Source organism: Haloplanus natans DSM 17983, from assembly GCF_000427685.1.
In the GTDB taxonomy this organism is placed as follows: Archaea; Halobacteriota; Halobacteria; order Halobacteriales; family Haloferacaceae; genus Haloplanus; species Haloplanus natans.
On record NZ_KE386573.1, the window covers coordinates 1,505,502 to 1,527,867 of the forward strand.

A 22,366-nucleotide genomic window follows, 5' to 3' on the forward strand; every position below is an offset into this window, starting at 1 on the left:
GAGTTTTGCCGGGGTCGCCCGTACGCCGCGACATGACCGACTACACCGTCGAGTTCGTGGGCACCGGCGAGACGATTCAGGTGCCCGAGACACGAACGATTCTGTCGGCGTGTCTCGACGCCGGCATCGCCCAAGAGTACTCCTGTCGCGTCGGGATGTGTCTCGCGTGCTCGGCCGAGATTATCGAGGGCGAGGTGACTCAGCCGGCCGCACGGGCGCTGACCGAGGACGAGGCCGCGTCGTACGCCCTGACCTGCATGGCCCGCCCGCAGAGCGACCTCAAACTCCACCGCGGCAAGTATCCGCCGAGCATCGAGGACGCGAAGGCGGCGGCCACCGCCGCGGACGACGATTGATGGACGCCGACGGTCTCCGGGCGGCGGTCGAAGCCGAACACGCCGACGCGCTCTCCCTGCTCGGCTCGCCGGAGCTACTGGTGGCGCTCTCCGGCGACGACGACCCCGATCCGGCTGCGCTGTTGGGCGCCGCCGCCGACAGCGAGTACGCCGCCCGGGAGACGTTTCGCGAGTGGGCGGCCGATGCGGCCGACCCCGACCTCCACGAGACGTTCGCCGCGGTGGCCGACCAGGAGGCGGACCACCTCCGGCGGGTTCGTGCCGCGATGGACGACCCCAGCGATGGGGGCGCCGAACGCGCCGGCCCGATGCACGCCTACCTCCGGGGTCGCGAGGAACCGATCCAGCAAGTCGCCGCCGGGATGGTCGGCCGGACGCTGGTAAGCCTGCGCACCCACGAACGCCTGCTCGAGTTCTTCGCGGCCGACCCCGATCGCGCCGCGCTCTTTCGTGACCTGCGCGACGAGACGGCGGCCTGTCTCGACGACGGCCTCGCGACTCTCGACGCCCGGGCCGAGGGCGACGACTGGGCGGCGGCCGAGGCCGTCGCCGGCTACACCGTCCGTCTCGCGGCCGACGACCTTCGGGACGCCCTGCGGGACCGATAGACCGTCTGGCACTGCGTCAGAACCCGTTCGGCGCTGTGTGCACGCCGCGCATTGCCGTGGTACCTTTTTTGATGTCGCACCCCTGTTCGTGGTATGAAGTCACGACACACACGGCGTGGGATGCTGGCGCTCGGCGTGGGTGTCACCGGCGCGCTGGCGGGCTGTCTCGGCGGCCTGGGTCCGGGATCTACGTCACCCTCCCCGACGCCGTCCCGGAGTGCCGACGCCCGGGTGGCGCCCCCGGCCGCCGACCGCGCCCCGGTCGTCCCACACGACGCGGGCCGCCTCCGCGAGGCGACGGTTTCGGGTGGGGTGCCCAAGGACGGCATCCCAGCCGTCGACGACCCAACCGTCGTCGACGCCGACGCCGCGACCTTCCTGCGCGACGACGACCTGGTGTTCGGCGTCGTCGCCGGCGGGACGGTCCGGGCCTACCCACGGAAGATCCTCGTCCACCACGAAATCGTCAACGACCGCCTTGACGGGACGCCGGTGAGTGTTACCTACTGCCCGCTCACCGGCACGATCCTGGGATTCGAGCGCGGGGAGACCACCTTCGGCGTCTCCGGGAATCTCGTCAACAGCAACCTCATCATGTACGACCGCGCGACCGACAGCCGGTGGCCACAGGTGCTCGCGACGGCTATCGACGGCTCACTCGCCGGGCAGGCGCTCCGGGAGTTCGACCTCGTCTGGACCTCCTGGGGTCGGTGGCGACGCCGCCATCCCGACACCGAAGTGCTCTCCGAGGAGACCGGCTACGTCCGTAACTACGGCGTCGATCCGTACGGCTCCTACGCCCCGAAGCGCGGCTACTACGCCCGCCAGGCCACCATGTTCGACCCGCTCGTGACCGACGACCGCCTCGAGCCAAAGACCGTCGTCCTCGGCGTCCGTACCGGGACGGGCGCGACGGCGGTCCAGATGGCGTGGCTCGCGAGGGAGGGCGTCGTCGACACCGCCGTCGGCGACGACCGCTTCGTCTTCGTCCACGACCCGGCGCTCGATTCCGGCTACGCCTACCGCGCCCCGGCCGGAGCGACCGCCGAGGCGACGGGTGACGGCGCCCTCGTCGTCGACGGCGAGCGCTACGCCCCCGGTTCCCTCCCGTTCGACCGCGCCCACGGCGTCGAGGCGATGTGGTTCGCGTGGGCGGGCTTTTACCCCAACACCGAGCTCCATGCCTATCCCTGATCGTCGCCGTCGGACGGTCCGGACGGTGACCGCCGCCCTCCGGCGCCGCGACGGGCGGGCGGCGTTTCTGGTCGGTGTCGCCGGCTACCTCCCGCTCTATCTCGCCGCTATCGGCCACCTCGCGCTCGGCGGCCGGGGGTGGGCCGTGCGCGTCGTCGACGACCCGTTCACCCGGGCGCTCCGCCGCACGCGGCCGTTCTCGTTCGAACCCGTCGCCCGGGTCGTCGCCGAGCCGATCAGCCTCCTCGTCTCGCCGCTGGACGTGACCGTGGCGTTCGTCCTCGCCGTACTGGTGGGGGCAAACCTCGCCGTCGCCGTGGTGGTGTGGCGGTCGCCGGCGACCTGTGGCGTCGGGGAGTCCGCCGGCCTGCTAGCGGGCGTTCCCGCGCTCCTCACGGGCGCGGCCTGCTGTGGGTCGGCGGCGCTGTTTGCCGTCGGCGTGAGCGCGAGCGGGGCGCTCCTGACCGTCGTCGGGTACGCGACGCCGGCGACGGCGCTGTTGCTCGGTGGCAGCCTGGTTCTCGCCGCCCGGTCGCTCGACGCGAACGCGGTCAGGAGCGGCGGCTGACTTCCGGCGGCTCGCTGGCGGCGTCGAGCCCCGACGAGCGGTAGTTGTGGATGGTCGCCGAGATGGCAAAGAGGCCGACGACGAACGTCAGCCAGAGGAGTGGCGAGACGGCGCGAAACGGCGGGAGTTCGAGCCAGACGGCGGCGACGATGCCGACGGCCACCGCCGAGAGGCCGAGGTAGTACTGGTCCCACGACAGCTGCTCCTCGCCGACGACTTCGAGGTAGATGTCCATCTCGCCGACGACGTTGGTGGGATGGACCCGGCCGCTCTCGCGGTCGAAACTGATCAGCCCAGTCCGCTCCAGTTTGGGGAGGTGTGACTGCTGGAGCGCCGTGTAGACGCGTTTTCGCTCCGTCGGTGTCACCTCGGGAACGGTGCAGTCGTTCTCCCAGGCGGCGATCTGTTCGGCGAGCGAGCCGATGGTCGCCGCATCGTCGTCGAGCAGGGCGTACAGCGCGTACCGACGCCGGCGATTCGACAGGATATCGAACACTTCCTGTTCCGTCGGCTCCGTGGGGCGATCCGTCTCCTCTGCCGACGTGTCGGGATCGCTTGGCGGCGCCGTCCCCGTCTGGTTACTCATCACTCAGTGGATGCAGATAGGCGGACTACCAGCATCTTAAAACTCGCGGCCGAATTATCCGGGATGATACATACCGCGCCGACGAACCACAAGACACGAGGCACTCGACGGCCTGTGGCACGTATGAGCAACTACCTCGTCGCTATGGAGGCGGCCTGGCTGGTACGTGACGTCCAAGATGTCGACGACGCCATCGGCGTCGCAGTCAGCGAAGCGGGCAAGCGCCTCAACCAACAGGACAAGGAGTACGTCGAAGTCGAAGTCGGCGTCACTCCGTGTCCGGCCTGTGGCGAACCGTTCGACTCCGCCTTCATCGCCGCCAACACCGCCCTCGTCGGCCTCCTTCTCGAAATCGACGTGTTCAACGCCGACGGGGAGAACCACGCCACCCGCATCGCGAAAAGCGAAGTCGGAGGCGCCCTCCGCGACGTGCCGCTGTCGGTCATCGACGTCGTCGAAACCGAGGACGAGGACGACGCGTCCTGATACGACGGCCCGTCACTCCTCTCGCGTCTTCAGCCACTCGTCGAGCAGCGTCCTGATCGCCGCGGCACGGTTGTCCCGGTGGTCCGAGAAGGCGATGTCGTCGACTTCGTCGAGCGTCTCCGCGTCCAGTTCGATTGTTACCGTCTCCATCCCGGCGAATCCGTCTCCCTCGTCCATGGAGTGGATGTCACGCGTGAGGCCTACAAATAGCTCCGTCAGACGGTCGTCCGGCACGCGTGTGACTCCGTTCGGTCCCCGTATCGATACGGCTTTGTCGCCGGCCGCCCGCCGGGACGACGTGACCAGTCCCGCCCCCCATCACTTCGGTGTCACCGTGGCCGACCTCGACCGCGCGGTCGAGTTCTATCGGGAGACGTTCGATCTCGGTCCAGCCGAGCGGTTCAGCGTCTCCGGCGAGGCGTTCGCCGACGGTGTCGGCGTCGACGACGCGACGGGCCGGTTCGCTCACTTCGTCTTCGACGGCGCCCGGATCGAACTCGTCGAGTACGACCCCGACGGACCGGATGCGACCGGCACGGCCGTAAACCAGCCCGGCGCGAAACATCTGGGCCTCGCCGTCGACGACCTGGACGCGTTCTACGCCGACCTCGATCCGAGCGTCGAGACGGTGAGCGAGCCCCGGACGACCGAGAGTGGCACGCGAATCCTGTTCGTCCGCGATCCGGAGGGGAACCTCGTCGAGGTGCTGGAAACCGGCTAACCGGCCACAAGGTATATTCTCCCGAGACGGTAACTTCTCGGCGGACCCACGAGTAATCGGTCCGGTACCCACATGTGCATACGACGCGGGTCACACCTGCGACGAGCCAACCCGTCGGATCGCGTCGGTCGGCCGGCCGCGCCAATGGGAGGGCCGAGCCGATGATCGACACCGCGGGCGTGTCGTGGAGCGAGGAGCGTGGCGCATACATCACCCGGTTCGACGACGAGGACGGCGACTACTCGCCGAGCGTCGCCGTCGCCGAGGCGGTGGCGTCGGCGCTCGAGGACTGCGAGCGACCGCTGTTCGACTACGTCGATCCCGACGCGTTGGACGCTCTGGTCGCCGGGTCCTCGGAGACGACAGTGTCGTTCGAGGTCGAGTCGACGACCGTGACCGTCCACGGCGACGGCCGCGTGCTCGTCCGTATCTAAGCCTTCGGCTCGATCTTGCCGGCGAACGTCTGCCGGGTGATCACGTCGTCCTCGACGACGAACGTGTCCGTACAGAACTCGTAGTCGTTGTCCGGAGTCGCTCCGTGCCAGACGATGTAGGCGTACTCGTCTTCGACCGTCTTCCGGTCGAGTTCGATCGTCGATCCGTCCTGCGAGAACTCCTCGAACAGCCCGGCGAATAGCTCTTCGATTTCGTCGAGTCCCCGGAAGGTGCCCATGTTGGTGATGATGACGGAGTCGTCGGTGTAGTCGACGAGGCATTCGTCGAGGTCCTGTGCGGTGAACGCGTCGAGGTGGTGGTCCAGTACGGATTCGGTCGTCATGGCTACACGCTCCGTTTCGCCCACACTATGATGAACGTTACCCGACCGAACGGGGTCGCTACGCACCGAAATAGAGGATGGCATACGCTAGCACCGCCGCGAGCAGGAGAAACGCCATCAGATACTCGAACAGGCCGTCGGGCGTGGTGCTGGAAGGCAAGTTCATGCCCGTGTTATACGGTGTCGCGGATTAAGAGCGTACCGCCCGTCTCACCGCTGGAATTATCAACGGCGAGACCACGGCCACAAGCGCTAACTGCTCGCTTCGTCTCGTCACGACCGAATGTCCGTTACGCGACGGGGCGTCCTCGCGGCGGTTGCACTCGCCCAGTCGAACCTGCTCGGCGGCTGTTTCGGCGGCGGAGCCGACGGGACACGAGCCAGCAGTGGGTCGACTGGCGACTCCGAACCCACCGCGACGGCGACGCCCGAACCCACGACCGACGCACCGACGGCGACGGCGACGGCGACACCCGTCGCCAACGCCGAGATGGCCGCCGCGACGGCGAACGTCCTCTCGGAGTTCGAGTGGTTCGAGGCCGAGTACAACCCGGCGATCACCCAGTTCCGGGTGCAGGCCAATCGGGTTCTCACCGTCTTCACCGAACTCGCGGCGGCGGAGACCCGAACCGAATCGGACGTGGCGGCGGTCCGTGAGGCGACGACGGAACTCGCCGAGTTCGTGCAGTCGGCCCTCGTTCCGCATTTCGCGGTCGATCCGGCGCTTCGAATCCCGGACAACGTCTACGTCCGCGACTTCGAACGCGGTGTCAGACGTGGTGACCGACAGTTCCAGGACGCCGCCATCTCCCGCGCACAGTCGTTTTACAGACGCGTCACGACCAAGGAGTACGTCTCGAACGAACTGTCGCGTCGCCCCGTCTACGGCCCGCTGTACGACATGCTGGTGCCGGGCGGGGCGAGCGACCGTATCGTCGCGCTCGTGAGCGAGGACGACGACTTCCAGACGCTGGCACATCCCGACATCGACGAATCGACGGCCGGCGACGGTATCGACCAGCACACCCACGAGTTCCCGAGCGGTCACCGCGTCTTCACCCACGCCCACAGCCACCCGACGAGCCATCCCGTCCGCGACCATACGAACGAACCGCGGCTGAACGAACTCTACGCCTACGGAGACGATGGCGTGGCCCTCCTCGAAGACACGACGTCCTACCGCGAGCGACTCGACGACTTCGAACCCGCGTTGACCGGCCTGTTCGAGCCGGTCAAATCCAGCGGCCGGACGACCGGCGTGACCCTCATGTTCGGCACGGCCAACGCCGGTTGGGACTCGTCGCCGGTGTACGTCGAGGCGTTCGACTCCGTCGACGCGGCGCGGGCGGCGACCGAACCGACCGACACAATCGGCTCCGAGGGCGTCGTGTCGTTCGCCGGGCGGAAATGGGAGCGCGTCTTCTACGACGCTGCCGGGACGACCATCTACGCCTACCGCCTGCGAGCCGGATCGGCCGTCGTCACCGCCCTCCCCTCCAACGTGCCGTGGGAGCGACGCCCGGAGTGGGCGTCGGGTCTGGCCGGCACCTGGCTCGCGGCCGAGTGAGCGGCGTTCGGTCACGAATTTTTGCACGCCTCGGTACCTTTTATCAAACGACATGCCGTGACGTGGGTATGGGACTCGACGAAGACGCACTCGACTACCACCGGCGCGATCCGCCGGGGAAAGTCGCTATCGAGACGACGAAACCGACCAGTACGCAACGCGACCTGAGCCTGGCCTACTCGCCCGGCGTCGCCGCGCCCTGTCGCGCCATCGCGGACGACCCGAGCGACGCCTACACCTACACCTCGAAGGGGAATCTGGTGGGCATGGTGTCGAACGGTTCGGCCGTCCTCGGCCTCGGCGACATCGGCGCACAGGCCTCGAAACCCGTCATCGAGGGGAAAGGCGTCCTGCTCAAGCGCTTCGCCGACATCGACGTCTTCGACTTCGAACTCGACACCGACGACCCCGACGCCATCGTCGAGGCCGTCTCGCTGACCGAACCCTCCTTCGGCGGCATCCACGTCGAGGACATCAAGGCGCCCGAATGTTTCGAAATCGAGGAGCGCCTGCGGGAGCGGATGGACGTTCCGGTCTATCACGACGACCAGCACGGCACCGCCATCGTCTCCGGGGCGGCCCTGCTCAACGCCGCCGACATCGTCGAGAAGGACCTCGACGATCTGGAGGTGGCCTTCGCGGGTGCCGGCGCGAGCGCCATCGCCACCGCCGACTTCTACGTCTCGCTGGGCGTCCCCCGCGAGAACGTCACGCTCGTCGATAGCGAGGGCATCGTCACGACCGCTCGCGCCGACGCGGGCGACGTGAACGATTACAAGGCGGCGTTCGCACAGGACTGCCCCGACGGCGACCTGACCGACGCCATCGAGGGAGCGGACGCCTTCGTCGGCCTCGCGGTCGGTGACCTCGTCGATCAGGAGATGGTGGCGTCGATGGCGCGGGACCCCATCGTCTTCGCGATGGCGAATCCGACCCCCGAAATCGGCTACCACGAGGCCCGGGCGGCCCGCGACGACACCGTCATCGCCGCCACCGGGCGGTCGGACTTCCCGAACCAGGTGAACAACGTCCTCTGTTTTCCCTTCATGTTCCGGGGCGCCCTCGACGTGCGCGCCACCGAGATCAACGAGGAGATGAAAGTCGCCGCGGCCCGCGCCCTCGCCGCCCTCGCCCGGACGGACGTGCCCGACGCGGTGGCGAAAGCCTACGGCGACGAACCCCTCCAGTACGGCCCGGAGTATCTGATTCCCAAGGCGCTCGACCCGCGGGTGCTGTTCGAGGTGGCGCCCGCCGTCGCCGAGGCGGCCGTCGAGAGCGGCGTTGCCCGCCTCGACCGTGACCTCGACGCTTACGTCGAGGAACTGGAGGCACGACTGGGGAAGGACCGCGAGATGATGCGGATCGTCCTCAACAAGGCGAAGACGGACCCCAAGCGCGTCGCCCTCGCCGAGGGGACGGACGCGACGACCATCCGCGCCGCGTCGCGGATGGTCGAGGAGGGAATCGCCCGTCCGGTTCTGCTCGGTGATCGCGAGACCATCGAGGCTCGGGTGACCGACCTCGGCCTCGATTTCGACCCCGCCGTCGTCGACCCCGCCGAAGCCGACCGCCTCGATTCCTACGCCGACCACCTCTACGAGGCGCGCCGGCGCAAGGGGATCACCCGCGTCGAGGCCGAGGACCTCGTCCGCACCCACCCCGACTACTTCGGGAGCGTGATGGTCGAGATGGGCGACGCCGACGCCCTCCTCACCGGCCTCACCCACCACTACCCCTCGGCGCTTCGCCCACCCCTGCAGGTCATCGGCACCGCCGAGGACGCCGACTACGCCGCCGGCGTCTACATGCTCGCCTTCCGCAACCGGGTGCTCTTCGTCGCGGACACGACGGTGAATCAGGACCCTGGTGCGGCAGAGTTGGCCGAAATCGGCCGGCACACGGGCGAGTTAGCCCGCCGGTTCAACGTCGACCCCCGCGCCGCGTTCCTCTCGTATTCGAACTTCGGGAGCGTCGACAACCCGGGGACGCGCAAACCCCGCCGGGCCGCCGAGTTGCTCCGCGACGACCCCGCGGTCGATTTCCCGGTCGACGGGGAGATGCAGGCAGACACCGCCGTCGTCGAGGATATCCTGACTGGGACGTACGACTTCGCCGATCTGGAGGAGCCGGCGAACGTGTTGATCTTCCCGAATCTGGAGGCGGGCAACATCGGCTACAAACTCCTGCAACGGCTCGGCGGCGCCGACGCCATCGGCCCGATGCTCGTCGGCATGGACAAACCCGTTCACGTCCTCCAGCGTGGCGACGAGGTAAACGACATCGTCAACCTCGCGGGCGTGGCCGTCGTCGACGCCCAGGAACGCGACGACGAGGCGTAGCGTCGCTCGTACCGCCGGCAGTCTCACTCCTCGCCGCCGATGTTGACCACGAACACCGGGACGGTGGCGTTCTCGACGACCCGATCCGTGACGCTCCCGAGGTGAGCGAGGCGGTCGCGGCCGGTCCGACCGTGTGTCCCCATCGCGATCACGTCGATGTTGGCCTCCTCGGCGTAGTCGAGAATCGTCTTGTACGGGATGCCCTCGCGGACGCTGGTCACGGCGTCGACGCCGGCCGCCTCGGCCGTCTCGGCGACGGCCGCGACGGCCCCCTCACCACGATCGATCAACTGCTCGATCAGGTCCTCGCGGTCCTCGTCGGCCGCGAGTTCAAACCGCCGGTCGACCACGTACAGCGCGTGCACCGTCGCGTCGTGGTTGCGCGCCATCTCGACGGCGTGTTCGAGCGTCCGGTCGACCCCCTCGCTCCCGTCGGTCGGGACGAGTATCGCGTCGTACATGAGCGCCCGTTGGCCCCCGAGTCACTTCAAACGATACGCCCCGAGACGGCCGTAACGTACATCACGGTTCCCGTCACTGGTGTGAACGTATGCCGAGCTGTCAGAACTGTGGCTCGTTCGTCACCGACGACTACGTCCGAGTGTTCGCCCCGACCGGCATGACCGAACCGCGCGTCTGTCCGAACTGTGAGGATCTCGTCCGCGACGGCGGGGACGTTCGACAGGCACGCGCGAGACGCACCTGATTTATTGCCCCGCGCCCCACGGCCCGTATGCTCACTTTCGTCGGCCTCGGACTCTACGACGAGCGGTCGATCACGGTCGAGGGGCGTGACGCCCTCCGGGCGGCCGACCGGGTGTTCGCCGAATTCTACACCAGCCGTCTCGTCGGCACGGACGTGTCGGCGCTCGAATCCCACCACGGGATCGATATCGACGTCCGTGACCGTGCGGGCGTCGAGCAACACCCCGAACCGATCCTCGACGCCGCCGAGCGCGAAGATGTCGTCTTCCTCACCGCCGGCGACACCATGATCTCGACGACTCACGTCGACCTCCGTCTGCGCGCCATCGACCGCGGGGTCGACACCCGGGTGATCCACGGCATCTCGGCCGCTCAGGCCGCGAGCGGTCTCACCGGGCTTCAGAACTACCGCTTCGGGAAGGCCGTCACCCTCCCCTTTCCGCGGGCTCACGGCGGGGATGGAGTGCCCGCGTCCGTCGTCGAGAGCGTCGAGACAAACCGTGAGCGTGGCCTCCACACCCTCGTCTATCTCGACATCAAGGTCGACGACGGCCGCGGGACCGACGCCGGGGAGACGTACATGACCGCCGACGTGGCCGCCGATCTACTGACGACGGTGTGGCCCGACCGCCTCGCCGTCGCCGTTGCCCGTGCGGGGAGTCCCGACCCCGTCGTCGTCGCGGACCGCCTCTCGGCGCTCGCGACCCGCGAGTTCGGCGACCCGCTTCACCTGCTGGTTCTTCCGGGCGACCTCCACCACGTCGAGGCGGATGCACTCCGGACGCTCGGCGGGGCGCCGGCCGACCTACTGCCGGAGTCGTGATCAGAGTGCGAACGCCAAGGCGATGCCGATCAGCAGGCCGAGAAGGAGGATCAGTACTCCCCAGAGCATGAACCGATCGGCGCCGTCCATACGGTCAGTAGGTGCGGCGGGCAGTTGACGCTAACGATGATCGGCCGGCGACGCTCGGCCTACCCGTCCCGACGGGCGACGAACTACGGCCGAACTCCGGTGTGTGCATTCATCTCAGAAATAGCGGGATAGTTCAACATAGTCAAATTAATATGGTCAAGAACGAGACGATAGTGCAGAAAACGATCCGGAAAATGGCATAAAAATTTAAATACAACCCAGCAAATATCGATCACGAGGGGACGGCCGGGGTCGGCAGGCACTGCGGTTGGGTGACGCCCGCCGATGCGACATGCCAGATCAGGAACACGCACCCTGCCCACGAAAGCATTGTGGCCGTCTCCCGTCCAGTACTGCCACGCCGACGCCCCGACCCGTCAGTCGGCTCCGGGGCCGATCTCACTCCGGTCGGGCAGATCCAGCGCCTCGCGGAGGTCGTACTCCTCGCGTGTGACGATGTAGAGCACGTCTTCGACGATGGTGAGGAGTTCGGGGAGTTCCCGGACTACGAGGTAGGTGACGCCGACGAGGGCGACGACGGCCAGTACCTGACTGATCACCCGATCCGAGAGGTAAAAGGAGACCTTGTAGGGGTCGGTGCCGCCGAACAGAAAGAGCACCTCGTCGACGAACCACTGCATATACTGCTTGCCGAACATCAGCCCGATGAACGTCGTCCGGGCGATGTTGAGGACGTAGATGACCGGAACGGCGATGGCGAGAGCACGGAGCTTCCGCCCCAGGGGCGCCTCGACGGCGGCGATCAGGCCGACGAAGATGGCGATGCTCCCCAGCCCCGTACAGGCGAGGATGATCGAAAAGAGGATGATGTGCCCGCCGTCGGTGACGAATTTGAACGTGTTGAGATAGCCCTGGTCGCCCTCGACGAGCGTCGGGGTGTAGCCGAGCAGTTCCATCGCCCACTCGGTCTGGGCCGTGGTGTGTGAGATGAGGACGTGACGGGGCGAGGGCAGCGAGAGGCCGCCGACCGTGAGCGCCGGAATCGTCTCGAAGGGGAGGTAGACGACGCCCATGACCGCGATGGCCCGCGAGAGGACGAACAACGAGTCACGGCCCCGATAGAGCAGGTAGCCGACGTACAGCGAGGCAGGGACGGCCGCGAGCGAGAGAAACCCCTCGACGAAGCTCTTCTGGACGAACGCGAAGTGGGGGACGAGGGCGGCCCAGAAGGCCGCGAAGACGCCCCACGCCGATATCATCACCGTGCGTGCGTACTCGCTCTCTCGCCACCGGAGGAGCGTGCCGACGAGAAAGAGCGCGACGACGGCCCATGCCAGGGCGTCGGTGAGAGGGCCAGCCATTGACCGACACAACGGTCCCGACCGATAAATTCCTTGTCGTTCGTACTGTCGGCCGTGAGTCAGTAGCTCGAAGCGGGACGGCCGACGGTATCAGCGCACGCTGATCGACACGTCGGACATGCCACCCATGAGGCCCCCGAAAGCCGTCTCGTATCCCTCGTGACGCGCGGTTTGGGGCTGTACGTCGACCGAGAGGGTGAGTCCGTCGCCCGACTCGACGCCGTCGACGACCGCGCCGTAGTGGTAGCCGAGCCCCGGATCGAGCGTCCGGTCGAAGGCGCCCTCGTACACCGTCTCGCCGTCGCGCGTGAGCGTGCCCGACAGCGCCATGGCCGGAATCACCATCCGGTTGTACTGGGTGCGCGCCGAGACGGCAAGGTAGGTGCCCTGCAGTGTCCCCGATCCCTCGCCTTCGATCCCCGCCGGCGGCGACTCCAGCGCGGTCACGACGAGGCGGGCGCCGTTGCTCGTCCCCGACCCCAGCACGGTCCCCGGGAGGTTGGACTCCAGCGGGGCGAAGGAGTCGGGCAGCACCTCCATCGGCATCGGTTCGACGGCGCCCGGCGTCGCCACCGCCTCGTCGAACTGCTCGAACGACAGTTCGTTTTTCGCCGCCTCGCTGTACTCGAACGGGATTTCGACGGTCGCGGGCTCGGCGAAGCGCCCGGCGAACGCGCCGGTCCGTCGGGTCGACACCGCGCCGACGCTCAGCCGGACGTCGTAGGTGCCGTCGCCGTCGAGGCCGAAGTTCGCGCCGTAATGAAAGCCCATCGGCTGGGAGAGCATGGGGTAGATAGCCTCCTGGGAGACGAGCGAGCCGTCGCGGTACACTTCGAGCGAGAGCCCGGTGTCGGGGATGACCGTCATCGTCTCGGGGTCCCAGACGCTCGCCATCAGGTGGACGGCGTCGTCGCTCTCTATTTTCGTCAGCGAGACGGAGTCGCCGTTGACGTTCCAGAATCGGTGGGGGTAGCTGTACATCAGCCCGACGGCGTAGTCGCCACCCGTGCCCGTCCCGATCATCGACATCCCCTCGACGTGGCTCGGGTGGTAGATCCCGTCCGGGCGGTTCTCGGGAACCGGTGGGACACCGGCCGCCCGCGTCTCGATCAGGCTGGAACAGCCGGCGAGCGAGAGCGACCCTGCGAGGGCGCCCGTCCGAAGCAGTGCACGGCGCTTCATACCCCGGCTCGGGGCTCGCGGTCAAAACCGATTCTGGTCCGGTCGTCGAACGGGCTACCCGGGACGGGGAGTCGGGAGGACCCGATGGCGCCGCGGCGGGACGAGGAAGTTCCCCCGCCGGCGCACGAAGATGTACTCCAGAATCCCGTTGTTGACCCGCTGTCGAACCGCAGGCGTCACCGCAGTCAGGTCCGTCCCGTTCATCGCTCGGCGGACCGCCTCGAACTCCGAGATGTGCCGCTGGAGGGAGGGGAAGTGGAGACTCGCCACCTTCTGATCCGACCCGATGTCGTCGGTCGACTCGAAGTGACGGCGCAACAGGCGGACGTTGCCGTCGGCGTCCCGGTTCGCTCGCGCGGCCTTCTGGGCGTGGCCTACCCGACCGTACTCCCGGGCATCGGCCTCGATGTCGTCGACGAACTGATCGATCCCGCTCTCGGAGCCGAGGTTGTCGCCGACACCCTTGACCAACCCCTCCGCGGCGTGGCCGGGGCTGAACATCTCCATCACGCGCTCCTCGTGGGACTGCTCGTCGTACCAGTCGGCGAGTCGCTGCCGGAGGTTGGCGATGACTTTCGTCGTCCCGCCGGCGAAGGGCCCGTCGTCGATGGTGACGTAGTCCTCGGTGGCCTGGTTCCCGCGGAAGCCGGCCGCAAAGCCCATAAACAGCGGCGACGCCTCCGGGACGGGCTTCGAATCGGGGATGCCCGCCGCGTCCTGGTGCTGGGCCGGTAACCCCGCGCCGACGAAGCCGGTCCGCCGCGAGTCGACGGTCAGTGCGTCGGTCAGCGGCGGCACCGTGACGCCGTTGGCGTCCGCCCGTTCCCCGCGCAGCGCGCGGTCGGCTTCGAGGACGGCGTCGGCACGGTCGCTTGCCAGATGGAGCACTGCGTCTTGACGGTCGAAAGTCGGGGATTCGAACGGTGAGAGCGCCCGCGGCTCGGGGAGGTCGACCCCGTCGGGGAGCGACTCTTCGAAGCGGTCGAAGTACGCCGGGGAGTAGGCGATGGAGTAAAGTAGCCCCTCGTGGCTCCACGCGTACGCCCGGTCCAGCGCGTCGAGCGTCGCGGCGAGGGCGTCCCGGTCGTCAGCCGACGGTGGCCCGTCGGCGTCGAGGGTGAGATAGAGCAGGATCTGGTGACTCGGCAACTGCGAGTTGCCGTGCTCGTCGTGGCGGACGTACTCGCGCCAGGCGTGCTGTCGGGTGGGTTTGTCGTTCGGGTCGCCGGCCGGGACCGGCTCGTCGCTCGTCCGGTCGAGACAGGCACTCAGCGCGCTCGCCCCACCGAGCGCGACGGCGGCTTTCAGTACGGCACGGCGCGAACGGTCGATGTCGCCGTCGAGCGGCATTTCCCGGCTCTTGGACCCTCGAAGTCAAGCGGGTTGTGGTTCGGCTCTCGAACCACTCACTCGGTCACGAGGCTATCGACCAGGCGGGTGAAGCGATCGACCAGCCGCTCGGGAACCGACGGCTCGACCAGCCGGAGCAGTTCGGCGGTGTCGTCCGGGCGGGCGAGCGCGAGGGTCACGCGGCGGCGCTCGTCGCGCCGTTTCTCGACGAGGTTCTGCTCGATCAGGTGGTCGAGATGCCACTCCAGCGTGCTTCGGGCGATGCCGAGGTCGTCAGCGACGGGCGTGGGCGCGCTCGGACCCTCCTCGACCAGGTAGAGCAACACGTCACGGGCCGTCTCGCGGCGCAACACTGCAACGGCGCCGCGTTCCCAGTCGTCGTACTCCGGCGTGAAGTAGTGGGTCCGACCGTACAGCGACTCGGAAACCACGTCGTCCGCACGCCGGAGTTTCTTGAGGTGGTACTGGAGCTGTCCGGTCGCGAGGTCGAGTTCGCGGGCGAGTTGGTTGAAGTGGATGCCCGGGTGCTCCGAGACGTGTCGGTGGATGCGCTCGCGCTGGGCCGTCACGACGCCGGCACCTCCCGTCGAACGGTCCGGGCGTAGTACACCGCGGCGACGACGAGGGCGACGAGCACCACGTCGAGGCCGTGTTCGAAGAAGTGGTGGTTGGTCGGGGAGAGCATCCCGAGCGCGCTGACACCCACCACGGCCGAGCGTCCGAGCAGCGCTGCGAAGGCGGCGACGAGCAGGAAGTACGGGCGCGAGCGCCGCCGGACGAAGGCGGCGAACGCGAGCCCGAGCAACACTGCCGTCCCCAGTGCGGCGAGGCTCACGACGGCGAGCAAGCCCAGCGATGTCACGCCGACGACGGCGTGTAGCGGAACGATCATACGCGGCGTTCGTGGGCAGCGTACCTGAACGCTTCGGCGACGTGGCCGTCACTCGGCACCTGGCGTCGAGAGAAGTTGTGCGTGGGTGATGTCCTGGAAGGGAATCACCTGCATCTTCCGGCGCTCACGTTCGTTCGCGCCGATGCGATGCGTGGGACCGGATTTGAACCACGGTCGAACGCTCGTGCGTTCTCCCTGATTCGAACCCTGCCGTGCACCGTCCGGCGCTCACGTTCGTTCGCACCGATGCGATGCGTGGGACCGGATTTGAACCGGCGGACCTCTACAGGACAGCGCCCTCAACGCTGCGCCGTTGGCCTGGCTTGGCTACCCACGCTCGCGGGGGTTTTCTTGTACGCACTCATTCGTTGACGGGGGTATTTGAAATGGCTTTCCTTTTCCCCGCCGTCGATCACGTGGTCTGATACGGATTATAACGAACCGTATGACACGGTGTGGGCACCGATCGGGTGTCGGTTAGACTCGCCGTTGTTTTGTGGATCGCCCGCCGAGAGTGAGGTATGCTCCCCGACACACGCAACCGTGTCCCGGAACTCACGGCCGTCCTCTCGCTCGTGTCGCTGGCGCTCGTGTTCGGCGCGGCCCTCGGCGCCGTCCCGCGTGGCGCCATCCCGCGTGCGCCCGACGCGGTACTGTCGGCCATCCCCCACGTCAACGCCGTCATCAGCACGCTCGCCGTCGTGACCATCCTGGCCGGCGTCGTCTTCGCCCGCCGACGCGAGTTCGACAAACACCGCGTCATGATGCTCTCGTCCGCCGCGCTCTTTGCCGTCTTCCTCGTCCTCTATCTCTACAAGGTGGCGCTCGAAGGGCCGGCCGAGTTCCCCGGCCCCGACGCGATCTACCGGCAAGTGTACCTCCCGCTTCTCGCCATCCACATACTCCTCGCTATCGTCTGTCTCCCCCTCCTCTACTACGTGTTGTTGCTGGCGGCGACCCGCCCCGTCTCGGCGCTCGTCGACACCGCCCACGCCCGCGTGGGGCGGGTGGCGGCGAGCCTCTGGGTGATCTCTTTCGTCCTCGGAAATGTGGTCTACGCGCTGTTGTACGTGGTGTACTAGTCGGCGTACAGGGAGTAGACGATGACTCCGAAGCCGACGAGGGTGAGCGCGCTTTCGATAACCACCGACTGCGCGAGCGATAGCGACGTGAACTGGTGGCCAACGCCCGCGAGGAGAGCGCCGACGGTGACCAGTCCGAAGCCGATAGCGAGCGCCCGGAGCGACCGCGCCCCGGTCCGTCGGTGTGCCTTGAACGAAAGGAAGGTGATGAGACTCCCCAGAAAGAGCGTCCCGGTCTTAACCGCGACGAGAGCGATGTCGAGGTGACTCATGTCTCCTTGCGCACCTCCCCCCACAGCGACGCGAGTCGTTCGTCCGCGCTCCGGGCCGGACGGCCGACCGACACGTCCAGGCTTCCCTCCTCGGTCAGTCCGATTTCGACCTGCTCGAAGTCGACCCGATACCGGGTCGCGTGGTGACCGTCGGATCGGATCTCCGTGCCCTCCGCGAGCAGCGACGCCTCCGTCAGTAGGTCCAGTTTTCGGTAGGTCGTAGACATGGGAATCTCACACTCCTCCGACACCTCGCTCGCCGTCATCGGTTCGTCGAGGTGCTGGATAATGGTCCGGCAGTCGGGGTCGTCGAGCGCGTCGAGAACCGACTGCAGGTCGGGCGGATCGTCGCCCGACAACGGATCGCGCACCATACGCCACCTCACCGAGGCAGTCACTTATACTACGCGTTGGCGAGTTCTGCGGCCGGACGCTCGTCGGGGACCGAACATGTTCGCACATAGCTTTTCGGATGATCCCGGCCTATCGTAAGATGTCATGAGCACGACAGCCGAATCCGAATCCACGACCGACAGGACGACCACGACGGTCCATCTGCGCGCGACGGGACACGTCCGGGACGCGATGGAGCAGCCCCACCAGGAGTTCACGTTCGAGGGCGACACCCTGCGTGATCTCCTTGAAGCTTTTTTCGAGGAGCGACCGGATCTCGCGGAGATGCTGATCGCCGAGACGGAGGCGGAGGCGACGACCGACGGGTGGGCCAAACCCCCCGAGAACCTGCCCGGCACCTGGCACAAGAACCCCGAGGGCGAACAGACGAAACCCTACGCTCGGGTGTTGGTCAACGGGAAGTTCAACGAAGTCCTCGACGGCTTCGACACGAAAATCGATGACGGCGACCGCGTGAGCTTCGTCTATCCTTTCATTTTCTGTTGCTGATACTGTCGGCTGTTGGCCGACCGAGCCTCGTCTCCTCGGGGTGGCGAGCCGTTCGAAACAGTCCGAGACGACCCGCCGGTCGGACCGCGTGCTATCGATCCCTCCGTCGGCCGTGGGCTTTCGGTCCGGTTTCGCTTTTTACGTGTCACTCGAACCAGTTCGCCCTCGAAACCACCGCCAAGGAATCGGCTGGGCGGTTCATACGGCTCGCTCCCGACGATTCAGGTAGAGGTGACAGCCAATGTTCGATACGACCCGACGCCGGGTGATGCAGGCACTCGGCATCGGTGGGACGGCGGCGGTGGCAGGGTGCAGCGTGGAGGCCCCGACGGCCTCTGAAACGACGACGGAGCGGCGACAGGTCGAGCAAACGTCGACGCCGACGGTCGACCAGGTGGCGGCCGATCCGACCGACATTCCCGATCCGATCGATCGGAGTCAGCCGACGACCCACGAGGTGACGCTCACGATGGAGGAGGTGACCGCCGAAATCGAGCCCGGAGTCACCTTCGACTTCATGACCTTCGGCGGTCAGGTCCCCGGCCCGATGATCCGCGTTCGGCAGGGCGACACGGTCGATCTGACCGTCGAGAACTCCGAGGGGAACGCCCTCCCACACAACGTGGACCTTCACGCCGTCTACGGAACCGGCGGCGGGTCCGTGGCGACGACTGCCGCGCCCGGGCAGCAAAACGCCATGACGTTTCAGGCGACCTATCCGGGCGCGTTCATCTACCACTGTGCCGTGCCGAACCTCGATATGCACATCAGTGCCGGTATGTTCGGCATGATCCTCGTCGAGCCGAAAGGCGGGTTGCCGGCGGTGGACCGCGAACTCTACTTCGGCCAACACGAGGTGTACACCGACGGCGAAGTCGGTCAAGAGGGTAAGCACAGCTTCGACATCGAATCGATGAAAAACGAGAACCCGACGTACGTCCTCCTGAACGGGGAGAAGTACGCGTGGGCGGCTGCCAACCGCGGTCCCCTCGAAGTCCAGCAGGGCGACCGCGTCCGGGTGTTCATGGTCGACGGCGGCCCGAACTACTCCAGCAACTTCCACCCCATCGGCAACGTCTGGAAGCGGGCCTACCGCGACGGCGGCGTTCCCGAGGACGGGGACTTCGACGCCTACGCCGACAAGAACATCCAGACGGTGAAGGTGCCGCCGGGAAGCTGCATGATCGGCGAGATGGACACGCCGGTCCCCGAGCGGATCAAACTCGTCGACCACGCGCTCAGCCGCGTCGCGCGGCGGGGGATGCTCGCCGAAGTCGACGTCCTCGGCGAGGAGCGCGAGGAAATCTTCGACCCCGACGCCGGCGGAACGAGTCACGAGGGGCCGCAGTACGCCTGATCGGTCGGTCGGCGTTCCCGGCCCGTTATGTTCGTGGGCGCCGAGGGTTCGGGCATGCCCACGGCCCGACTCGCGGTCACACTCCCCGCGGACATCTGGATCGCGGATCTCTCGACGCGGTACCCGGACGCAACCTTTCGCGTGCTGGCAGCGCTTCCCGACGCGGACACCGGCGTCGGCCTGGTCGAAATCGTCGCATCCGACGTGGACGACGTGCTCGCTCGCCTCGACGGGACCGACGGCGTCCGGGTGTTCGAGACCCTCTACCGTGGCGACGACCGGGCGCTCGTGCAGTTCGAGACCGACGATCCCCTGTTGCTCATGTCGATTCGGAACTCGCGGGCGCCGTTCGAACCGCCGGTCACCATCGTCGACGGCGTGGCCGACATCGAACTCACCGCCCCGCGCGAGCGGCTGTCGTCGCTCACCGACCAGTTCCGGGCGCTCGGTCTCCAGTTCGACGTCCGCTCCATCCGCACCACCATCGACTCGGAGTCGGTGGTGAGCGACGGTCAGCGACGACTGATCGAGACGGCCGTCGCGGAGGGGTACTACGACACGCCCCGGGCCTGTACGCTGACGGAACTCGCCGAGCAGCTCGGGATCGCAAAATCGACAGCGAGTGAACGCCTGCACCGTGCAGAGGGGGCGATCATCCGGGCGTTCGTCGCCGACGGTGCGGCGGGAAGCGAACGGCGCTAGTCCTCGTGACTCGGCTCGCCGTGTTCGGCGCCCGCCTCCGACGGCGGCCCACCGGTCTTATCACGGAGTAACAACACGAGACCGAAGACGATGGGGGAGAGAAATGCCGCGACGAGGGAGCCACCGACCACCAACGACATGGTCACACCGCCCTGATTGAGGCCGCCGCTGCTGCCGTCGCCCTCGCTCCCGCCGCTGCCGCTGCTACCGGTTTCACCACCACTCCCACTGCCACCGCCACCACCGCCACCGCTCCCGGCGACGACTTCGGCACCGTCGGGAACGGCGTCGCCGACGACGACGACGCCTTTCATCCCGAGCGCCTTGTGGGGTTGGCAGAAGTACTTGACGGCGCCACTGGACTCGAACGTGTGTTCGAACGTGAAGCCCGCTTCCTGCTTCAGTTCGCTGGAGAAGTTACCGGAGTCGGCCGCGACGTTGTGGACGCCGCCCTCGCCCGTCCACTCCCAGACGACGGTCGTTCCGGGATCGACCTGGATGGCCGCCGGGCCGAAGCCGAACGCGCCCTGATTGGCCTCGACACCGACTTCGACGGTCACTTCGCCCGACCCCGTGTGGTCGTGGACGCCGTCGTAGTTGCTCACGTCACTCATCCAGCCACCGAACGGCCCGGACTGTGCCACCGCCGTTCCGGCCGCCCCCGTACCCACGAGTCCAGCCCCGACGGCACCGGCACCGGCCCGTAGCAGCCGTCGCCGTCCCAGCCGAGCGTCGCGTTCCTCGCTCATTGTCGCTTGGCCGTACACACGACCCCCTCAAAAATATTGCCGGTTTCGCGTCCACTTGCCGCTTTATCGGTCATCCGGCCGACGGTTAGTCGTCCGCTGGCGCCGATTCGCTCCCGACGACGGGCCGGGACACGTCACGGTCGGTCGACTCCCCCTCGATGTCGTAGGGGTACTCGCCGGTGACACAGCCGAGACAGAGGTCGCCTTTCGTTCGCCCGAGTACGTTCGCGATGGCGTCGATGGAGAGATAAGAGAGGCTGTCGGCGCCGATGACTTCCCGGATATCCTCGATGCTCTTGTCGGCGGCGATGAGTTCGTCCCGGCTGGCCATGTCGATGCCCATGTAACACGGCGCGACGATGGGTGGCGCGCCGATGCGGACGTGCACTTCCTCGGCGCCGGCATCGCGGATCAGATCGACTAACTGTGTCGAGGTGGTGCCGCGGACGATGCTGTCGTCGATGATGGTCACCGTCTTGTCCTCGACGGTGCTTCTGATCGGGTTGAGCTTCAGGCGGACGGCGCGTTCGCGTTCGTCCTGTGTCGGCATGATGAACGTCCGGCCGACGTACCGATTTTTCATCAGCCCTTCGGCGAACTCCACGTCGGCGCCGTCGGCGTTGGCGGCCTCGGCGTAGCCGGAGGCAAAGGAGCGCCCGGAGTCGGGGACGGGCATCACCACGTCCGTATCGATGCCGCTCTCGGCCCAGAGTTTGCCCCCGAGTTCGCGGCGGGCGTCGTAGACGAGTTCGTCGTCGATGACCGAGTCCGGGCGGGCGAAGTAGACGTGTTCGAAAAAGCAGTGGGCCGTCGCGTCGCGCTCCACGAGTTGATAGGAGTCGAAGCCGCTTCCGTCGGGTTCGAGGACGACCAGTTCTCCCGGCGCTACGTCGCGGACGAGGTCGCCGTCGAGCGTGTCGATGGCCGCCGACTCCGAGGCCAGCACGTAGCCGTCGTCGAGTTTCCCGATACAGAGCGGCCGATTCCCCTCCGGATCACGCACCCCGAGGACGGCCTCGTCGTGCATGATCGTCAGCGCGTAGGAGCCGTGAATGCGGCTCATCGTTCGTTTGACCGCGCGCACGAGGTCCTCTTCCAGGAGGTTGCGCGCGAGGTCGTGGGCGATCACTTCGGTGTCGCCGTTGGAAGTGAAGGCGTGACCGAGCCCCTCCAGTTCCGAGCGAATCTCCGCGGCGTTGACGAGGTTGCCGTTGTGTGCGAGGCCGAGCGACCCGGACTTGAACGAGACGGAAAACGGCTGGGCGCAGGAGGCGTTGACGCCCCCGGAAGTGGGGTATCGGACGTGCCCGATACCCGTCTGGCCGTTCAACTGGTCCAGTGCGTCGGCGTCGAACGCGTCGCCGACCAGGCCCATCTCGACGTGGCTGTGTTGCTGGAATCCGTCGTGTGTTACGATACCTGCCGACTCCTGTCCCCGGTGCTGGAGCGCGTACAGGGAGTAATACAGGGGGCGCGCGGCGTCGCGGTCGGACAGCGAAACCCCCACGACGCCACACTTCTCGGTCATCCCGTTCGGGGTACGGTGATCCCGCCCGTGTGCCATGAGCGTTGCTACTGTGCCGTGGGGTAAAAAGGCACGCTATTGCGGTTCGTCCGGCGGTTCGGCATTCCCGCGTCTTGGCGGGTGAGACGCCCCGTCGGCGGTCGATATCGGCGATTCCGTCGACCCGCAGTGGCGACCGACCGGTGGACGGTCACAGCGGCCGTACGAAA

Annotated in this window: 28 protein-coding genes and 1 tRNA gene; 15 read left to right on the forward strand and 14 right to left on the reverse strand. The window is 67.2% G+C overall.

Going from position 1 to position 22,366, the window contains the following annotated elements:
- Positions 1-32 precede the first annotated feature (32 nt).
- The 4 genes from HALNA_RS09860 to HALNA_RS09875 all read left to right on the forward strand — a co-directional run bounded on the left by HALNA_RS09860 (position 33) and on the right by HALNA_RS09875 (position 2,726).
- Entirely contained in the window at positions 33-356 is a 324-nt protein-coding gene (locus tag HALNA_RS09860) for a 2Fe-2S iron-sulfur cluster-binding protein (protein ID WP_049936213.1), read from the forward strand.
- Positions 356-964: a ferritin family protein gene (locus HALNA_RS09865; RefSeq protein WP_049936214.1), complete on the forward strand. Its 609-nt coding sequence runs from the start codon at positions 356-358 to the stop codon at positions 962-964. Before HALNA_RS09860 ends, HALNA_RS09865 begins: the two co-directional genes overlap by 1 nt.
- Before the next feature lie 93 nt (positions 965-1,057).
- A complete protein-coding gene (locus HALNA_RS09870; RefSeq protein WP_084509973.1) occupies positions 1,058-2,158 on the forward strand; it encodes a DUF3179 domain-containing protein in 1,101 nt (366 codons plus the stop codon).
- Positions 2,145-2,726, forward strand: a complete 582-nt coding sequence (locus tag HALNA_RS09875) for a hypothetical protein (protein WP_049936216.1) — start codon at positions 2,145-2,147, stop codon at positions 2,724-2,726. The genes HALNA_RS09870 and HALNA_RS09875 overlap by 14 nt, the downstream gene beginning before the upstream one ends.
- Here the strand turns inward: HALNA_RS09875 and HALNA_RS09880 are convergent.
- Complete coding sequence (locus tag HALNA_RS09880) at positions 2,710-3,312, reverse strand: DUF7344 domain-containing protein (RefSeq protein WP_157573501.1); 603 nt, start codon at positions 3,310-3,312, stop codon at positions 2,710-2,712. The two genes, HALNA_RS09875 and HALNA_RS09880, sit on opposite strands and share 17 nt — an antisense overlap.
- 123 nt (positions 3,313-3,435) lie before the next feature.
- Between HALNA_RS09880 and HALNA_RS09885 the strand changes: the two genes are divergently transcribed.
- A complete protein-coding gene (locus HALNA_RS09885; protein WP_049936218.1) occupies positions 3,436-3,798 on the forward strand; it encodes a DUF555 domain-containing protein in 363 nt (120 codons plus the stop codon).
- Between the two features lie 12 nt (positions 3,799-3,810).
- Here HALNA_RS09885 and HALNA_RS19375 read toward each other — a convergent pair whose 3' ends face one another.
- On the reverse strand, positions 3,811-3,975 hold the full coding sequence (locus HALNA_RS19375) for a ribbon-helix-helix protein, CopG family (RefSeq protein ID WP_084509975.1): 165 nt from the start codon (positions 3,973-3,975) through the stop codon (positions 3,811-3,813).
- Positions 3,976-4,096: 121 nt separating this feature from the next.
- On the opposite strand from HALNA_RS19375, the gene HALNA_RS09890 reads away from it, so the two are divergent.
- Together HALNA_RS09890 and HALNA_RS09895 are read left to right on the forward strand one after the other, a co-directional pair.
- Positions 4,097-4,519 (forward strand): VOC family protein, encoded by a 423-nt coding sequence (locus HALNA_RS09890; protein ID WP_049936219.1) that lies wholly within the window; start codon positions 4,097-4,099, stop codon positions 4,517-4,519.
- 161 nt (positions 4,520-4,680) lie between these two features.
- Complete coding sequence (locus HALNA_RS09895) at positions 4,681-4,953, forward strand: HalOD1 output domain-containing protein (RefSeq protein WP_049936220.1); 273 nt, start codon at positions 4,681-4,683, stop codon at positions 4,951-4,953.
- On the opposite strand, the gene HALNA_RS09900 is transcribed toward HALNA_RS09895, so the two are convergent.
- A complete protein-coding gene (locus HALNA_RS09900) occupies positions 4,950-5,297 on the reverse strand; it encodes a nuclear transport factor 2 family protein (RefSeq protein ID WP_049936221.1) in 348 nt (115 codons plus the stop codon). The two genes, HALNA_RS09895 and HALNA_RS09900, sit on opposite strands and share 4 nt — an antisense overlap.
- A gap of 283 nt (positions 5,298-5,580) precedes the next feature.
- On the opposite strand from HALNA_RS09900, the gene HALNA_RS09905 reads away from it, so the two are divergent.
- Together HALNA_RS09905 and HALNA_RS09910 are read left to right on the forward strand one after the other, a co-directional pair.
- The gene (locus HALNA_RS09905) at positions 5,581-6,864 is read left to right on the forward strand and encodes a hypothetical protein (protein WP_049936222.1); all 1,284 of its coding nucleotides are present in this window, start codon (positions 5,581-5,583) and stop codon (positions 6,862-6,864) included.
- 68 nt (positions 6,865-6,932) lie between these two features.
- Positions 6,933-9,203: an NADP-dependent malic enzyme gene (locus HALNA_RS09910; protein WP_049936223.1), complete on the forward strand. Its 2,271-nt coding sequence runs from the start codon at positions 6,933-6,935 to the stop codon at positions 9,201-9,203.
- A gap of 23 nt (positions 9,204-9,226) precedes the next feature.
- Here the strand turns inward: HALNA_RS09910 and HALNA_RS09915 are convergent, their stop codons facing one another.
- Positions 9,227-9,664, reverse strand: a complete 438-nt coding sequence (locus HALNA_RS09915; RefSeq protein ID WP_049936224.1) for a universal stress protein — start codon at positions 9,662-9,664, stop codon at positions 9,227-9,229.
- A gap of 89 nt (positions 9,665-9,753) precedes the next feature.
- On the opposite strand from HALNA_RS09915, the gene HALNA_RS20585 reads away from it, so the two are divergent.
- Both HALNA_RS20585 and dph5 read left to right on the forward strand, forming a co-directional pair.
- Positions 9,754-9,909, forward strand: coding sequence for a DUF7563 family protein (locus HALNA_RS20585; protein WP_169719035.1), 156 nt, complete (start codon positions 9,754-9,756; stop codon positions 9,907-9,909).
- 27 nt (positions 9,910-9,936) lie between these two features.
- Positions 9,937-10,731: a diphthine synthase gene (gene dph5 / locus HALNA_RS09920; protein ID WP_049936225.1), complete on the forward strand. Its 795-nt coding sequence runs from the start codon at positions 9,937-9,939 to the stop codon at positions 10,729-10,731.
- Between the two features lie 467 nt (positions 10,732-11,198).
- Here dph5 and artA read toward each other — a convergent pair whose 3' ends face one another.
- The 6 genes from artA to HALNA_RS09950 form a co-directional block, all read right to left on the reverse strand.
- Positions 11,199-12,143, reverse strand: coding sequence for an archaeosortase A (gene artA, locus HALNA_RS09925; protein WP_049936226.1), 945 nt, complete (start codon positions 12,141-12,143; stop codon positions 11,199-11,201).
- Positions 12,144-12,233: 90 nt separating this feature from the next.
- On the reverse strand, positions 12,234-13,325 hold the full coding sequence (locus HALNA_RS09930) for an iron transporter (RefSeq protein WP_049936227.1): 1,092 nt from the start codon (positions 13,323-13,325) through the stop codon (positions 12,234-12,236).
- Between the two features lie 54 nt (positions 13,326-13,379).
- Complete coding sequence (locus HALNA_RS09935) at positions 13,380-14,675, reverse strand: DUF7405 family protein (protein ID WP_049936228.1); 1,296 nt, start codon at positions 14,673-14,675, stop codon at positions 13,380-13,382.
- A gap of 56 nt (positions 14,676-14,731) precedes the next feature.
- A complete protein-coding gene (locus tag HALNA_RS09940) occupies positions 14,732-15,244 on the reverse strand; it encodes a winged helix-turn-helix transcriptional regulator (RefSeq protein ID WP_049936229.1) in 513 nt (170 codons plus the stop codon).
- Positions 15,241-15,567 (reverse strand): DUF7471 family protein, encoded by a 327-nt coding sequence (locus HALNA_RS09945; RefSeq protein ID WP_049936230.1) that lies wholly within the window; start codon positions 15,565-15,567, stop codon positions 15,241-15,243. The genes HALNA_RS09940 and HALNA_RS09945 overlap by 4 nt, the downstream gene beginning before the upstream one ends.
- A 252-nt stretch (positions 15,568-15,819) precedes the next feature.
- Positions 15,820-15,904, reverse strand: a tRNA-Leu gene (locus HALNA_RS09950).
- 184 nt (positions 15,905-16,088) lie between these two features.
- On the opposite strand from HALNA_RS09950, the gene HALNA_RS09955 reads away from it, so the two are divergent.
- On the forward strand, positions 16,089-16,649 hold the full coding sequence (locus HALNA_RS09955; RefSeq protein WP_049936231.1) for a DUF420 domain-containing protein: 561 nt from the start codon (positions 16,089-16,091) through the stop codon (positions 16,647-16,649).
- Here the strand turns inward: HALNA_RS09955 and HALNA_RS09960 are convergent.
- Both HALNA_RS09960 and HALNA_RS09965 read right to left on the reverse strand, forming a co-directional pair.
- A complete protein-coding gene (locus tag HALNA_RS09960; RefSeq protein ID WP_049936232.1) occupies positions 16,646-16,921 on the reverse strand; it encodes a DUF7521 family protein in 276 nt (91 codons plus the stop codon). The two genes, HALNA_RS09955 and HALNA_RS09960, sit on opposite strands and share 4 nt — an antisense overlap.
- Positions 16,918-17,295 carry a winged helix-turn-helix domain-containing protein gene (locus HALNA_RS09965; protein WP_049936233.1) on the reverse strand — a complete coding sequence of 126 codons (378 nt, stop codon included), beginning with the start codon at positions 17,293-17,295 and terminating at the stop codon, positions 16,918-16,920. The genes HALNA_RS09960 and HALNA_RS09965 overlap by 4 nt, the downstream gene beginning before the upstream one ends.
- 124 nt (positions 17,296-17,419) lie before the next feature.
- Here HALNA_RS09965 and HALNA_RS09970 point away from each other — a divergent pair, with 124 nt between their 5' ends.
- From HALNA_RS09970 to HALNA_RS09980, 3 genes are all read left to right on the forward strand, one after another.
- Complete coding sequence (locus tag HALNA_RS09970; RefSeq protein WP_049936234.1) at positions 17,420-17,824, forward strand: ubiquitin family protein; 405 nt, start codon at positions 17,420-17,422, stop codon at positions 17,822-17,824.
- Positions 17,825-18,065: 241 nt separating this feature from the next.
- Positions 18,066-19,181 carry a copper-containing nitrite reductase gene (nirK, locus tag HALNA_RS09975; protein ID WP_049936235.1) on the forward strand — a complete coding sequence of 372 codons (1,116 nt, stop codon included), beginning with the start codon at positions 18,066-18,068 and terminating at the stop codon, positions 19,179-19,181.
- Positions 19,182-19,235: 54 nt separating this feature from the next.
- The gene (locus HALNA_RS09980; RefSeq protein ID WP_049936236.1) at positions 19,236-19,883 is read left to right on the forward strand and encodes a helix-turn-helix domain-containing protein; all 648 of its coding nucleotides are present in this window, start codon (positions 19,236-19,238) and stop codon (positions 19,881-19,883) included.
- Here the strand turns inward: HALNA_RS09980 and HALNA_RS09985 are convergent.
- Together HALNA_RS09985 and purF are read right to left on the reverse strand one after the other, a co-directional pair.
- Positions 19,880-20,632 carry a halocyanin domain-containing protein gene (locus HALNA_RS09985; protein WP_049936237.1) on the reverse strand — a complete coding sequence of 251 codons (753 nt, stop codon included), beginning with the start codon at positions 20,630-20,632 and terminating at the stop codon, positions 19,880-19,882. The genes HALNA_RS09980 and HALNA_RS09985 overlap by 4 nt on opposite strands.
- An 85-nt stretch (positions 20,633-20,717) precedes the next feature.
- Positions 20,718-22,196 (reverse strand): amidophosphoribosyltransferase, encoded by a 1,479-nt coding sequence (gene purF, locus HALNA_RS09990; RefSeq protein WP_049936238.1) that lies wholly within the window; start codon positions 22,194-22,196, stop codon positions 20,718-20,720.
- Positions 22,197-22,366: the final 170 nt, after the last annotated feature.